Below are 12,723 nucleotides of genomic sequence, written 5' to 3' on the forward strand. Positions count from 1 at the left end.
GATAATTTCAGGATGAAACCCGTTCGTCTGTTGCATGTCATTCATTCTTACTCGTGGGGTGGCCTTGAGCTTTACTCCACGGAGCTTATCTGCAAATTGCAGCAAACTTCAGTTGAACAGTGGGTTTTGTGTTTTGAAGATTCACGGATCATCAAGGAATTGCGTGCCCACGGCGTGCGAGTCCTTCCCGTCACTTCAAAAAAACTTTCAAAATTTGAAAAAGCCAAACTGATTAAAAAAGCGATGCGCAAGCATCAGATCACGCATTTACATTCGCACACCCGCCTGGACATGTGGGCAACGTGTCTGGCTCGCTGGTTTAACAACGACGTCAAACACATTTACAACCTTTATATGAATGCTTTGCCTAAGCGTGACTTCGTTCATAAATTACTATTTAAACGCGTCGATGCTTTGTGCAGTTCTTCAGAAGACATTCTTAAGGACGTTAAAAAGAATTTCCCTATCGCTCCTGGGAAACTGAAACTGATTCGCTATGGCCGGGAAACTGAGAAGTTTGTCGCAGCACCAGAAAAGCGCCAGGAAATTCGCAACAAGTACGCTGTTAAATCAGAGCAACTGGTGATCGGAACTTTGTGCCGTATTGATGCACAAAAAGGTGTTCGTGAGCTGGTGGAAGCTTTGGACTATCTTTCCGACGAAGAACTGCAACAGGTGCAGATCTGGGTTATTGGCGACCGCACCATTGTCGGTCATAACGACAGCGGCGAAACCACATACGAAGAGGAATCACAAGCTTTGTACGAGTGGATCCTGGCGCGCGCGGCTGGTGAACGTCTTAAAGGACATTTGCAGCAAATTCCTTTTCAGCGGGATTACGTTCCTTATATTGATGCCCTGGATATCTTCACCCTGGCCTCCTACAACGAAACTTATTCACTGAGCGTGATCGATGCGATGATGATGGGTAAAGCGGTCATTGGCACTAATGCCGGCGGAACTCCGGAACAAGTCGGCGGCACTGAGCGTGGGATTCTGGCTGAGCCCCGTTCGGGACAAGCTTTGGCTGATTGCATTCGCTATTATCTGGCGAATCCCGAGAAAGCGCACAAGCACGGCACCAAAGGTCGTGATTGGGCCCTGCATAATCACAACTGGCCCAACACTCTTAAGCATTTCACAGAACTTTATCAAAGACTTTAGCGTATGCTTGCGCCCATGCCGTATTTTTGCGGCGACTGCGCATAGACGGACTCCGCTTCTGGCAACCAACCTTTAAGATTATTTTTACGGGTTGCATCCGCTGGATGCGTGGACATGAACTCTGGTGGGGCTGCGCCCTGTTTGGCTGCATTCATGCGATCCCATAACACCAATGATTCCGCGGGATCATAACCTGCTTTAGCCATATAGATTTGGCCTTTTTTGTCGGCGGCAGTTTCATCCCCACGACTGAATTTTCTATCCAAGAAAGTCAAAGCGAAGCCCGCAGCAACACCACCGATAGCACTCCACTTGCGGCAATCTTCAGTTTTACACAAAAGCTGGCCACCAATGACACTCGCCCCGGCAATGATCACACCTGCGTAGCTTTGTTGCTTGGCGCGGATATAACCTTCCATCCCGTGGCGAAGGGTTGCATGGGCCACTTCATGCCCCATCACCGCAGCCAACGCGCCTTCAGATTTAAGAACCGGCATGATCCCGGTGTAAACTGCCATCTTCCCGCCCGGCATACACCACGCATTCACTTCAGGACTGTCGATCAAGACCACTTCCCATTGAAAGTTTTCGCCTGAAGCTTTGGCAATACGATCAGCCACTCGCTGCACCATTGCGGTCCACTCTTTATTGGTCGAAATTTTGGATTTCTTTTTTATTTCCGCATAGGCCTTTACAGCCTCAGCGTTGATGTCTGCCTCATTCACCTTTGGTTTCATTGATGAACAACTGACCAATAGCGATGCCACTACAAATAGAATAAGACTTCTTTTTCTCATACTTGAAAGATAGCGTATTTTAGGAAATTGACAAGACGTTCTCTGCCCATTGTTCTGCAACAAGGGACAGAGAATTAAAATCTAAGACACACCCATGGCGCGAAGCCCCTGGACGACGATCACCACCAGAACATAGGCAGCAACGTTGAATACGATAAGCTGACCGATCGCCATCTTGGCAGATCCACTTTCGCGCATTTGCACAGCCACTGTGGTCATACACTGAAGGGCGATCATAAAGAATATCATCAGACCGATAGCACTGCTGACGGTAAAGATTTTCTCTCCATCACTGTTCACCGCCGTGCTCATTTGAGTCAGCAGTGACTGCTGCATGGAATCTTCATTTTCATCAGTAATGTTGAATGTCACAGCCAAGGAAGACACAAACACTTCACGTGCGGCAAAAGCAGAAATCATCCCGACCCCCACGCGCCAGTCGACCCCCATCGGCTTCACCACAGGCTCGATCACTTTACCCAGCTGACCGACATAAGACTGCTCAAGTTTATCGTGGGCATTATCCATATTGTAGTTGGGAAAGTTCGTGCCAAACCAGATGATCACCGCAAAAACGAAAATCACCGGTCCTGCACGTTTCACGTAGTTCAAAGTTCTGGTCGTTGCATGATGAACCAGCACACGCATTTTAGGACGACGATAGATGGGAAGCTCCATCATAAAGAATGAATTATCTTTTTTAGGCAAAAATCTATTCACGATTCCAGCAGCGATACCACCCACGACAATTGAGCCCAGGTAAAGCAATGCCAACGTGAAACCCGCAAGCCATGGAGATTCACCATGGAACATGAAGGCGATTAACAAGGCATAAACCGGAAGTCGTGCCGAACAAGTCATCAGTGGAATAATAAAGGAAGTAATCCAGCGATCACGACTGGACGAGATATTGCGGGTCGCAATGATCGCAGGGATTGCACAGGCAAAACCAGACAAGATCGGAACGAAGGAGCGACCACTCATCCCCAGCGCGGAAAATGGACGATCAATCAGGGTTGCCGCGCGGGCCAGATAGCCTGAACTTTCAAGCAATCCAATTCCAAAGAACAAAATAAAGATCTGCGGAACGAACACCATAAATGCTGCAAAACTGGAAACCACTCCGTTTGCCAGGAAGTCCGCCCACAAGGTTCCAGGACCCCAGCTTGCCACAAGCTCATTTAACCAAGTGAATCCACCGTCAATCCAATCCATAAACGGCGCTGCCGCCCAGAAGATGGAAGAAAACAAGGTGCCCATGACCGCAATAAAAATTAACAATCCAAACCAAGGATGAAGCAATACGCGATCCATCTTTTCAGTGGTCGCGACGATGCGATTCAGGCGCACTTCGGGTTTTTCGGTTTTGTGCGAAAGAGCTTCATTCGCGATTTTCTCGCACTCTTTCATTTTTTTATCCAAAAGATCAAAGTCCCAAACCTGTGGACGTTGTGGTTTTACATTCAAAGGAATCTTTTGAACGGCGGCGACTACTTCCAGCAAACCACCCGCTAACAAACCATCGAATTGAATTACCGGACATCCCAAAGTTTTATTTAGGTAGTCCATATCCAGTTCGATGCCTTCTCGACGAAGTAAATCCGCCATCGTGATCACCACGATCATCGGGAATCCTGTTTCTTTCACCTGCAAAGCCAATTGCAAATGGCGCGACAGCTGAGTTCCGTCAATGACAACGATAACACCGGTCGCTTCACCGAACTCTGGATTTTCATAAATGGATTTGATCGTTACGATTTCATCAGCACTCTTTGGGTGCAGACTGTAAGTGCCCGGCGTATCCATCGCCAGAACACCGTGTCCCAGATGCGGAGCTAATTTACCCAAAGAATACTCGACCGTTGCTCCCGGATAATTCACGGTTTTAAAACGGGAACCCGTCAGCCAATTATAGAGAGTTGTTTTGCCAGAGTTGGGAGCTCCAACCAGAGCCACCACACGGTGTTCGTTGCTGGCTTGAGCGTGATTTACGACTTCAGTGTCACTTGGGCACATGCTGCCTCCTCACTTCGTAAAGCCAAAAAACTTGTTTTAAAGCGGATCAACAATGGACCACCGAAAGGTGCTCGGCCCAAAACTGTGACTTCCATCCCTGCAGACAAACCCATTTCATGAAGGCGCTCGCGCAAGGAGTTCTCCCCCGCGATCTTTAGGATTTCGACGGTCTGACCGGGTTTTAGTTTGGCATCTAACAAAGTCATCTTTTCCCTCTGAAATGGTGCCTTATTAGTTAAGATTTTAGAGACGTAAAAGGAAGTTCTTTACCCCCTACCTGGACCATTGAAAACCAGTTGAGAACCAGTTTCACAAAGGTGAGGGTAAATCGAAGACAATAGTCGTGATTTTAATAGCTTAGATCAAGTTTACCCCTCCAAAACCGATCTATTTTATAATGACATCCAAAGCGAAAAACCTCCTTGTTGTCGGATTCTGTCTTTTCTCATCGATCGGCTATAGTGCTGAGCTGTTCTATGTGCCGGGGTTCTGCCCGCGCGAATCATTGAAAATTCTTGTGCAAAACAAATCTGCTGAACCCGAAAAATGGTGGACCCAGACCCATGAAAACGGAGTCATCAAAGAACGCTATCAGGAGATCGATGCCAAGTCTGAGATGAAATTGGCGGGCACTGCGTTTTTGCCAGACGACCGGGGATTTTCATTAAAGGCCGCCAATGCCGGGGCTCTTAAATTCACAGCCCTGTGCGAGGATCAAAAGATTCTGCTGGGTTCAGTCACCTCACCTCAAGTAACACATTATCTTCCTGCTGATACTTTTGCGCTTAAACTTTCACTGTTAAACCTTTACTTGAACTCGAATAAAGTAACCTTAAAGGCTTTTGATTTTAACGGAGCACTGATCGAGGAAAAGCTTGTGAGTCTTGGTAAGCACTACGAAACCCAGAACTTAAAGTGGTTTCTTAAGCGTGCGGTTGCCAGAATTGAAGTTGTCGCTTCCGCCAGAGTTCATACGGAAGTATTCTTTGGTGACGACTTAAGACAAAGTCCGCCCGTGGCCTTGAGCCCTATGTCCTTACCTACTGATGAAACTAAAAAGTACTTTTTGATTTCCACAAAAGGACCCAGCGAAAACGGTTCCTTTGTTATTGCTATGGATGATGAGGAAGTGATTTCGACTGCCCGGGAACAGATCCGTAATCCTGAACTTGAGAAGATCGTCGTTGCACGCATTGCGATCGGCACTGGTCTTGGAATCAACCGCAACTTTCAATCCCGGGATAAGTCACCCTACTCCTGGACCGTGACCCATGTGGATTCATTTGGCGACTTTGCGCATTTGGATTGTGATGGCAGTCCCGATCTGGTGGAAGAACGACTGCAACAGCGCTTAAGTGAGGGTGGACGTATTTGCTTTTGGCGTTACCGCGTGGTGCGCGAACTCACCCCTGTTGAAGTAAGTTCGGGACTTCTGGCGCCCTAATTTTAGCGAGGCACCGTGGTGGAGGCCCCTTGACCGGCAGTTTCCTCGACCGTCACGCTAACCAATTGCACGCCATATTGGGCGAACTCTTTATAAAAATCCTCCGCCAACAATCTTGATAGATTTTCAACGCTGGTATTTGTGACCGGAAGCAAAATCACTTCATTCAACGGGAAAACATAAAAGCGATCGCGGAAAGTCACTTCCAGGGACTTGTCAGTTTTTTTGAACTTCATGTCCGGGTGTTTTTCTGGAAGCAGAACGATTTCATCCCAACGATCCAAAGCCGCCTTGATGTATTTCTTGAACACATTAAAATCCATGAAATAGCCCTCGGAATGCTGGGCCTCGTCCGCGGGAGCCTTAATGTCGACTTTGACCTGATAATTATGGCCGTGAAGCTTTTCAGCGTGCTTTTCATCAAAAATCAAAAAGTGAGCGGCTGAAAATTTGAAATTTTGTTTGGCCAAATGCAAGGTGGTCGTGGACATATTTCTCCCTAATGGTAATATCCATAACATGAATTTTGAACTGAAGCAGCATTTTCAAATTGAATCCGCCCGTTTCCTACCCCATTTACCAGCAAGTCATCCATGCTCACGGATGCACGGCCACAGTTTTAAAATTGTGCTGACTCTGGTAGGCCCCTTGGATGGGAAAGTCGGCTGGGTCATTGATTACAATGACATTCAAGCGGCTATGAAACCGATCCTTGAACAAATCGATCATCGCGTGTTGAACGAAGTTCCGGGCCTGGAAAATCCCACGTCAGAGCTTTTGGCGAAATGGCTCTATGACCATGCTAAAAAAGTACTTCCAATTCTGACTCGTGTTTCCGTCGCAGAAACTCCATTAACCGAGTGCGCTTACCCCGCATAAGGACTGGTCCAGTTACGCCAATTGACAGTTTTTCCCTTTAAACTCACTCCTTGCACCTTGTAGAATAAGGTGTTGCTTGGGAGTGAGTTTTTGATTTTAAAGAGCGTGCTTTTTATAACAGTTTTAATGTTTTCAGCGATGGCCTCGGTGACCACTGCGCAAACTGTGAAACGCGTGCAACAACCCAGAACCAAGCCCCCAGTCAAAGCTCAAACTCCGACCCCACAGCCGGAAACGCAAATTTCATCTGAACTCGCAGCCAAAGATGCCCCCTCGACCAACAAACGCGTTGTTAAAAAAACCGAATTCGAAAATTCAATCCAAGCCGGGATGATCGTAAAAACTTTAAAAGCCACCACCTCGGGTGCCGGCAATGATCACAACGTAGCTTTGGATCCCAACACTCCCCCAGGTTTTGCCTTGGGTTGGTCCAATCGTCCTTTGGGAATTTCATTGGAAGCGAATATCGCCAACGGCAGCGCACGTGATGATAAAGTGGCGACCTCTGCTGAAGACTATCAACTTCGCTATTTCAACGGCCGCTTTGGGGCTGAGTTCATCTATCAACACTACAAGGGCTTCAATCAAAGTCCGACGGCCAGTGCGAACAATGATGGCTTTATCACCACGGACGAATACTCTTTGCCTAATTTAAAAATCTCGATGCTGCAGGCGCAGTTCGAGTGGGCTTACTATGGGGTGAGTGCCTTGGAAGCCTTTGGCCCCAACTGGAAAAAACCGTCTGCTGATGGCTTGGCCTTTTATACTTTGTTGGGTTTATCCCAAGTGGACATTGAAAATCCTGAGCCGTTTTTACCGCAAAGCAATCCCGGAGATTACGGCGAAGACGCAACCTTGATTAGAGGCAAATACCAAAGCATGGCTTTGGGATTGGGAACTTCCTATGTGTGGCAGTGGTCCCGATTTTATATTGCGATGTTTGGTAGTGCTCAAGCCGGCCCACAAAAGCAGCAATACGACACAACCACAACCCGCTGGGATAATTTGAAATACACTTGGTGGGTGCAAGCCAAGATGGCTATCGGCTACGACTGGGGTCCCTGGTACATGACCATCATCGGTCACACTCAGCCCGTCAACGTCGACCTAAGAACCATGGACATGTCGTTCTTTTCGCAAGCCGCCGGTCTTTACCTCGGCTCACGATTTTAGGTAACAGTTTCCTTTTTGGAACGCTACGCGTTCCAAAAAGGAAACTGTTACCTCGGGGACTACTTAATCAACGAAGCGTTCACTCGGACTGAGGGTCCCAAGTTTAAATTACTTGCGAATTTTTCTTTGAATGATGGTGGATACAACATCACAACTGTGGAGCCCATGCGGAACATGCCCAGTTCATCACCGCGCTTGATGGTCACGGCTGGAGAGTATTTTTTGTGTTGATACTCTGGAACACCGGCTTGGTTTCCGCGGATGGTTTCATCGAAACTTAATACGATGTGACCTACGTTTGTGGCTCCCACGAACACTGCTGCCACCGGGCCCATGTCGGTTTGAATTTCTACCAAAACGCGTTCGTTGATTGAAAATAGATCTTTCACGTTTGTCGTCGACCACTCGTTCACCGGCCACAATTCGCCCGGCATGTAGCGCACATCACTGATGCCGCCATCCACTGGGGAGTGCACGCGGTGATAATCCGTCGGGCAAAGATAATAAGTCATAAAGAATCCGCCATCCCATTTTTTATGGGCTTCGGGATCCATAGTGAACTCTTTAAGTTCATAGGTGTGACCCTTGGCTTGAATCAGAGTTCCCTTCTCGATGGTCTGAGCTTGGGTGATCACACTGTCAGCAGGATGGACAGCCCAGGCATTTCCTACAGGGCGGATTCCGGGTTTTAGTTTTCTTACGAAAAACTCCCCAATGCTTGGGTATTGGTTATAAGCCTTTTCTGCCTCATCCAGGGCAATGTTATACCACCACGCAAAGGCGCGGATCGAGGTGCTTGCCCACCATTTAGGCCCTTGAAAGTGCATCAGTTTTCCGACGAATCGGCTTAAGCTTCTTTTTGGTAAAATACGAGTGATTGCTGACATATATAAATTATCTAACCGACCATGCCCCCTTTGTCACGGGCGGAACAATCTGTTATACCCTGGTTCACAAAATATTCATCGGTTTGGCGCTTAACAGGTGCCCGCGAGGTAAAAAGCATGGCGAAGATATTCAATAATATCGAAATTCCTATTGATCAGGACTTGGAAGAAAAACTTCAGTGGATGATGCCAGAACATGGCCCTTACCGCATCCTGAGACAAAGCGTCGACGCCCGACGCGCACACTCCCCACATTTCGTATACTCTGTTGAGGTCGCTGATAAAGGCGAAACTCTTAACATTCCTGAGTTCAATTTAGAAAAAATCGCGACTCCAAAAGAGCGCCCTCTTATCGTGGGTACCGGCCCGGCTGGTTTGTTTGCGGCATTGCGCTTTGTCGAGCGCGGTGTTCCCTGCGTTTTGTTTGAACGTGGTTCTGATTCTGGCGACCGCATGAAGGGTATTAACCAATACTGGCGTTATGGAAAATTGGATACGCGCAATAACGTTTGCTTTGGTGAAGGTGGCGCGGGTCTTTATTCAGACGGCAAACTGATCACGCGTATTAAATCTCCGCATATTCCTTACGTTATGAACCGTCTGGTTCAATTCGGTGCGCCTGCGGAAATTCAATGGCTGTCAAACCCGCACGTGGGTTCTGATCGTATTCGCCGTGTGATTCCTAAGCTTCGCGAATTTTTAAAAGCCAATGGCTGTGAAATCCACTTCAATACTCAGGTGACTGAGATTTTGATGGAAGGAAAACAAACTGTCGGCGTTCGCACTGAACATGGGACTGAGTTTAAATCCCCGCATGTGATTTTGGCGACGGGACATTCAGCTGAAGACATGATCAACCACTTAAACGATATCGGTGTGCACTTGGATGGAAAGTCCTTTGCTATGGGTTTGCGTATTGAGCACTCCCAATCCGAGATCAATAAAATTCAATACCGTCAGTTTGCGGATCATCCAAAATTGGGTGCGGCGAACTACAAGCTTGCCGATCATGACGACAAGACTGGCATCGGCGTTTATTCCTTCTGTATGTGCCCTGGTGGTTATGTTCTGTCGGCGGGAACTGAAGCTGATGGTATCGTTTGTAATGGGATGAGTAACTACAAACGAAACTCTCCGTTTGCGAATGCCGCTATTGTGGTTTCCATTGATCATGACAAACTTTTTGGTAAAGACATTTTCGGTGGCATGAAGCTGCGCCGTGAACTTGAAACCCGCGCTTACAAAACAGTGCAGGAAACTGGTGGAACGAAGGAACTGCCCGCTCAAAATCTTTTGGATTTCTTGGGCGGCACTTCGAAAAAAGGACCGCGTAACTTGCGTGCGGGATCTTCGCCGTCAGGCGCTATCAACATCCGTCTGGATGAAATCCTGCCTGCACATATGACGAAGCGTATTCAGGAAGGATTGAACAAGTTCAATCGCAACATGAAGGGTTTCGTGGTCGAGGATGCTCAGCTGTACGGAATTGAATCCCGTACCAGCTGCCCTGTGCGCGTGACTCGCGATAATGATTCCCTGGAGAGTGTTTCCCATGCGGGACTTTACCCTGCAGGTGAAGGTGCGGGCTATGCGGGCGGAATCACATCTGCGGCTTGTGACGGCATTAAAATCGCTGAAAAAATCATAGAAAAACTTATGTAAAGCTTCCGGATTGTTTGGTGTCCGTGTTAGATTATTCCCTCGATGGGAGTCTGCATGGACATTCAAAAAATTCTGGCTGATCTGGATCTAAAATCAATTCCTTGTGAGTACTGCGATGTGCGTGTCGAGGAAGTCTTCGAAAGCAAAGTCTCTTTTCAAAATCACGAACTTGTCACCAGCATTGAAAAGAGCTCTGTCGGCGCTTTCTTGCGCGTGCGAAAAAGTGGTCAGTGGTACTACTCTGCCACTACGGAACTTGCGACTCTTAAAGAACAGCTTCTGGCATTATCCCGGTCTTTGAGTTTTGGCGAAGGCAGAAACTGGTCAAAGCTTCCTGAAAACTATGGTCATTTTGAAAACATCAGCTATTCGAAAAATAATCCGACTTTGACATTTTTAAATGAAAAGGTCGAACTACTTAAACAGTACGATTCACTTTCCACGAAATACCCGCTGGTTAAAACCAGCCGCTCGACTTACGTGGATATCTACAAAGTAAAGTCCTACAAAAACTCTGTGGGCACATCCTATCGTTATGACTTCACTCAATGTGGAACTCATTTTAGTTTCGACCTTGCTGACGGCGATAAAATGTTTTCAGACATGGCCGCTATTTACGGCGAAACATTTGCGGACCTTCACAATAAGCAAGAAGAAATCCTTACGATCCTTAACAACTCTGATAAATTCCTATACGCCCCGCTTGTAACTGCAGGAAAATACAAACTGGTACTAAGCCCGCTAATCACGGGAGTTTTTGTTCATGAATCCTTTGGGCATATGTCTGAAGCAGATAATCTTTTGGGTGACCCGGTCGCCAAAGATACTTGGCAGTTGGGTAAGAAGGTCGCTGCGGACTTCGTATCTATTGTTGATTCAGGCGTGCATCAGGGTGGATCAGGCTATTGCCCGATTGATGATGAAGGTCATAAATCACAGAAAACATATCTTATCAAGGACGGCATCCTATCAGGTCGTCTTCACTCCTATGATACCGCACTGGCGATGGATGAAGCACCGACGGGCAACGGACGAGCTCTTAGCTTTGAGTACGATCCTATTGTGCGCATGACTTCCACCTATATTGAAAATGGAACGACTTCCCTGGAAGATCTTTTAAAAATGGCTGACGGCGGAATTTATATTGAAAACTACAACTACGGAACTGGTGGAGATCTATTCACCATCTCTCCTTCCCGCGCTTACATGATTAAGGACGGAAAACTTTCAACTCCAATTCGTACGAGCGTTATGAGTGGACGGCTTTTTGAAACTCTTCACAACATCGAAGCCATTGCCAATGATTTCACCTTGAAGCATAGCGCCCTGGGTGGCTGTGGAAAAATGGGCCAAGCCCCGCTTCCGGTTTCTGACGGTGGCCCAACAATTCTTGTGAAAGACATGCAGGTTAGCTAATGCAACACGATATCTTAACTTTTTCGACTGATATGACTGAAATCAAGGCCGGTGGCAATCGCCTTACTTCAATTCAAACTCAAAAGATTCAAAAATCAGCGGCGCGCATTTTTAAAAACGGTCAGATTTTTTCCTCTGCTGTGGTGGGTGCGGTTTCGCCTGAACTTCTTTTGGAAAAGGCGGAGCGCCCTGGCAATATGGGATTGGCTTATGACTATGAACTGCCAAAGACGGCTGCTTTACAGAGTCATATTGCTGCAACAAAATCCCGCGATGCAAAGCTTGCGTCTTTCAAAACTTTCTTTGAAGATCTTTGCAAGGACTATCCACATCTTAATTTCAGTGGACGATTTGCGGTCGAGAAAACTGGCAAATCTTTTTCCAGCAGCTACACCGGAAACCTTGAAAGCTCTGGCGAAAAATCTGAAGGCTATTTGCTCTATAAGCGTTTTGGTTCCACAGACTTCGCTGAAGGTTTTTTCAATTTAGATGGTGAATCTCCAGATTTTGTGGAAATTCGTAAAAAGTTCGAGCCTCTTCTGCAAGCTGTCTCCCTGACCTCATCCATTGAAGCCAAGAAAATGCCAGTGTTGATTTTGGACTACGATGACATCACTAGAAGAATCTCTGACGACATCAAACCTGCAAAATTTCATGCGGGTGGCTCTTATCTGTCTGGTAAAATCGGTGACAGCATTTTCAGTCCTAAAGTGACTTTTAAAGATCTGAGCTTTGCACCGGAAATCGGTATGTTTGATCGCTTTGATGGGGAAGGTGTTTTGCATGAAAATCCCACTGTCTTTGAGAATGGCGTTTTCACCGGCGCTCTTTATGATCTGCGCCAAGGTAAAAAGGCCAGCAAACAAAGCACTGGGAACGGTCAGCGCAACTTCGATACCGGCATCAACTGTTATCCTCACAAACTGAACCTCAAACTTGGCAGCACGAAGGTTTGGGATATGATCAAGGATATCCCCGAGTGTCTGGTTTTGGTGGCCAGCTACGGCGGCAGCATCAGCGATCAATGGGAGTTTTCGAATCCCGTTCAAGTCGGTATGTTGTTCAGACACGGCAAAGCTGTGGGAAGAGTTCCTTCAGTCAGCGTGAAGGGTCTTTTGAAGGACATGTTGGGCAAAGACCTGATTGGTATCTCCAGTGATATCTACTCATTCACCCAATCCCCCGCGATCCTGACTCAACTGGAAGTTATCACTCACTAGATTTTGAGTAATAACAAAGTCACTTGATTAAGCACCCAGAGTCCCCAATACTTTCCTTTTGGGAG

The 12,723-nt window shown here is 47.1% G+C and carries 12 protein-coding genes; 7 read left to right on the forward strand and 5 right to left on the reverse strand.

All coding sequences use genetic code 11. From position 1 onward, the window contains the following. The first annotated feature begins 12 nt into the window (after positions 1-12). Positions 13-1,164, forward strand: a complete 1,152-nt coding sequence (locus ACLVWU_RS10195) for a glycosyltransferase family 4 protein (protein ID WP_413574588.1) — start codon at positions 13-15, stop codon at positions 1,162-1,164. Here the strand turns inward: ACLVWU_RS10195 and ACLVWU_RS10200 are convergent. The 3 genes from ACLVWU_RS10200 to ACLVWU_RS10210 form a co-directional block, all read right to left on the reverse strand. Continuing rightward, entirely contained in the window at positions 1,161-1,961 is an 801-nt protein-coding gene (locus ACLVWU_RS10200) for a M48 family metallopeptidase (RefSeq protein ID WP_413574589.1), read from the reverse strand. The two genes, ACLVWU_RS10195 and ACLVWU_RS10200, sit on opposite strands and share 4 nt — an antisense overlap. A gap of 81 nt (positions 1,962-2,042) precedes the next feature. Further along, positions 2,043-3,977 carry a ferrous iron transporter B gene (gene feoB, locus ACLVWU_RS10205; protein WP_413574590.1) on the reverse strand — a complete coding sequence of 645 codons (1,935 nt, stop codon included), beginning with the start codon at positions 3,975-3,977 and terminating at the stop codon, positions 2,043-2,045. Next, entirely contained in the window at positions 3,950-4,183 is a 234-nt protein-coding gene (locus tag ACLVWU_RS10210; RefSeq protein ID WP_413574591.1) for a FeoA family protein, read from the reverse strand. Before ACLVWU_RS10210 ends, feoB begins: the two co-directional genes overlap by 28 nt. Before the next feature lie 191 nt (positions 4,184-4,374). On the opposite strand from ACLVWU_RS10210, the gene ACLVWU_RS10215 reads away from it, so the two are divergent. Continuing rightward, positions 4,375-5,421, forward strand: a complete 1,047-nt coding sequence (locus ACLVWU_RS10215; protein WP_413574592.1) for a hypothetical protein — start codon at positions 4,375-4,377, stop codon at positions 5,419-5,421. A gap of 2 nt (positions 5,422-5,423) precedes the next feature. Here ACLVWU_RS10215 and ACLVWU_RS10220 read toward each other — a convergent pair whose 3' ends face one another. Then, the gene (locus ACLVWU_RS10220; protein WP_413574593.1) at positions 5,424-5,912 is read right to left on the reverse strand and encodes a 6-pyruvoyl trahydropterin synthase family protein; all 489 of its coding nucleotides are present in this window, start codon (positions 5,910-5,912) and stop codon (positions 5,424-5,426) included. A 28-nt stretch (positions 5,913-5,940) separates the two neighbouring features. Between ACLVWU_RS10220 and queD the strand changes: the two genes are divergently transcribed. Together queD and ACLVWU_RS10230 are read left to right on the forward strand one after the other, a co-directional pair. Continuing rightward, positions 5,941-6,300, forward strand: coding sequence for a 6-carboxytetrahydropterin synthase QueD (queD, locus tag ACLVWU_RS10225; RefSeq protein ID WP_413574594.1), 360 nt, complete (start codon positions 5,941-5,943; stop codon positions 6,298-6,300). Between the two features lie 126 nt (positions 6,301-6,426). Continuing rightward, entirely contained in the window at positions 6,427-7,473 is a 1,047-nt protein-coding gene (locus ACLVWU_RS10230) for a DUF4421 family protein (RefSeq protein WP_413574595.1), read from the forward strand. A 59-nt stretch (positions 7,474-7,532) separates the two neighbouring features. Here ACLVWU_RS10230 and asd read toward each other — a convergent pair whose 3' ends face one another. Beyond that, positions 7,533-8,360 (reverse strand): archaetidylserine decarboxylase, encoded by an 828-nt coding sequence (gene asd / locus ACLVWU_RS10235; RefSeq protein ID WP_413574596.1) that lies wholly within the window; start codon positions 8,358-8,360, stop codon positions 7,533-7,535. 117 nt (positions 8,361-8,477) lie between these two features. Between asd and ACLVWU_RS10240 the strand changes: the two genes are divergently transcribed. From ACLVWU_RS10240 to ACLVWU_RS10250, 3 genes are read left to right on the forward strand one after another with little or no spacing between them, the layout of a single operon-like run. After that, complete coding sequence (locus tag ACLVWU_RS10240) at positions 8,478-10,022, forward strand: NAD(P)/FAD-dependent oxidoreductase (RefSeq protein ID WP_413574597.1); 1,545 nt, start codon at positions 8,478-8,480, stop codon at positions 10,020-10,022. Positions 10,023-10,076: 54 nt separating this feature from the next. Then, positions 10,077-11,438: a TldD/PmbA family protein gene (locus tag ACLVWU_RS10245; RefSeq protein WP_413574598.1), complete on the forward strand. Its 1,362-nt coding sequence runs from the start codon at positions 10,077-10,079 to the stop codon at positions 11,436-11,438. Further along, positions 11,438-12,658 carry a metallopeptidase TldD-related protein gene (locus tag ACLVWU_RS10250; protein ID WP_413574599.1) on the forward strand — a complete coding sequence of 407 codons (1,221 nt, stop codon included), beginning with the start codon at positions 11,438-11,440 and terminating at the stop codon, positions 12,656-12,658. Before ACLVWU_RS10245 ends, ACLVWU_RS10250 begins: the two co-directional genes overlap by 1 nt. Positions 12,659-12,723: the final 65 nt, after the last annotated feature.

Origin of the sequence: Bdellovibrio sp. HCB290, from assembly GCF_047305925.1 — a bacterium.
GTDB lineage: Bacteria > Bdellovibrionota > Bdellovibrionia > Bdellovibrionales > Bdellovibrionaceae > Bdellovibrio.

Excerpts from the sequence above, each read along its gene's own strand:
- ACLVWU_RS10230 (WP_413574595.1), top strand. The coding sequence starts at position 6,427 with ATGTTTTCAGCGATGGCCTCGGTGACCACTGCGCAAACTGTGAAACGC.
- ACLVWU_RS10240 (WP_413574597.1), top strand. The coding sequence starts at position 8,478 with ATGGCGAAGATATTCAATAATATCGAAATTCCTATTGATCAGGACTTG.
- ACLVWU_RS10245 (WP_413574598.1), top strand. The coding sequence starts at position 10,077 with ATGGACATTCAAAAAATTCTGGCTGATCTGGATCTAAAATCAATTCCT.
- ACLVWU_RS10250 (WP_413574599.1), top strand. The coding sequence starts at position 11,438 with ATGCAACACGATATCTTAACTTTTTCGACTGATATGACTGAAATCAAG.
- ACLVWU_RS10215 (WP_413574592.1), top strand. The coding sequence starts at position 4,375 with ATGACATCCAAAGCGAAAAACCTCCTTGTTGTCGGATTCTGTCTTTTC.
- asd (WP_413574596.1), bottom strand. The coding sequence starts at position 8,360 with ATGTCAGCAATCACTCGTATTTTACCAAAAAGAAGCTTAAGCCGATTC.
- feoB (WP_413574590.1), bottom strand. The coding sequence starts at position 3,977 with ATGTGCCCAAGTGACACTGAAGTCGTAAATCACGCTCAAGCCAGCAAC.
- ACLVWU_RS10195 (WP_413574588.1), top strand. The coding sequence starts at position 13 with ATGAAACCCGTTCGTCTGTTGCATGTCATTCATTCTTACTCGTGGGGT.
- ACLVWU_RS10210 (WP_413574591.1), bottom strand. The coding sequence starts at position 4,183 with ATGACTTTGTTAGATGCCAAACTAAAACCCGGTCAGACCGTCGAAATC.
- ACLVWU_RS10220 (WP_413574593.1), bottom strand. The coding sequence starts at position 5,912 with ATGTCCACGACCACCTTGCATTTGGCCAAACAAAATTTCAAATTTTCA.
- ACLVWU_RS10200 (WP_413574589.1), bottom strand. The coding sequence starts at position 1,961 with ATGAGAAAAAGAAGTCTTATTCTATTTGTAGTGGCATCGCTATTGGTC.
- queD (WP_413574594.1), top strand. The coding sequence starts at position 5,941 with ATGAATTTTGAACTGAAGCAGCATTTTCAAATTGAATCCGCCCGTTTC.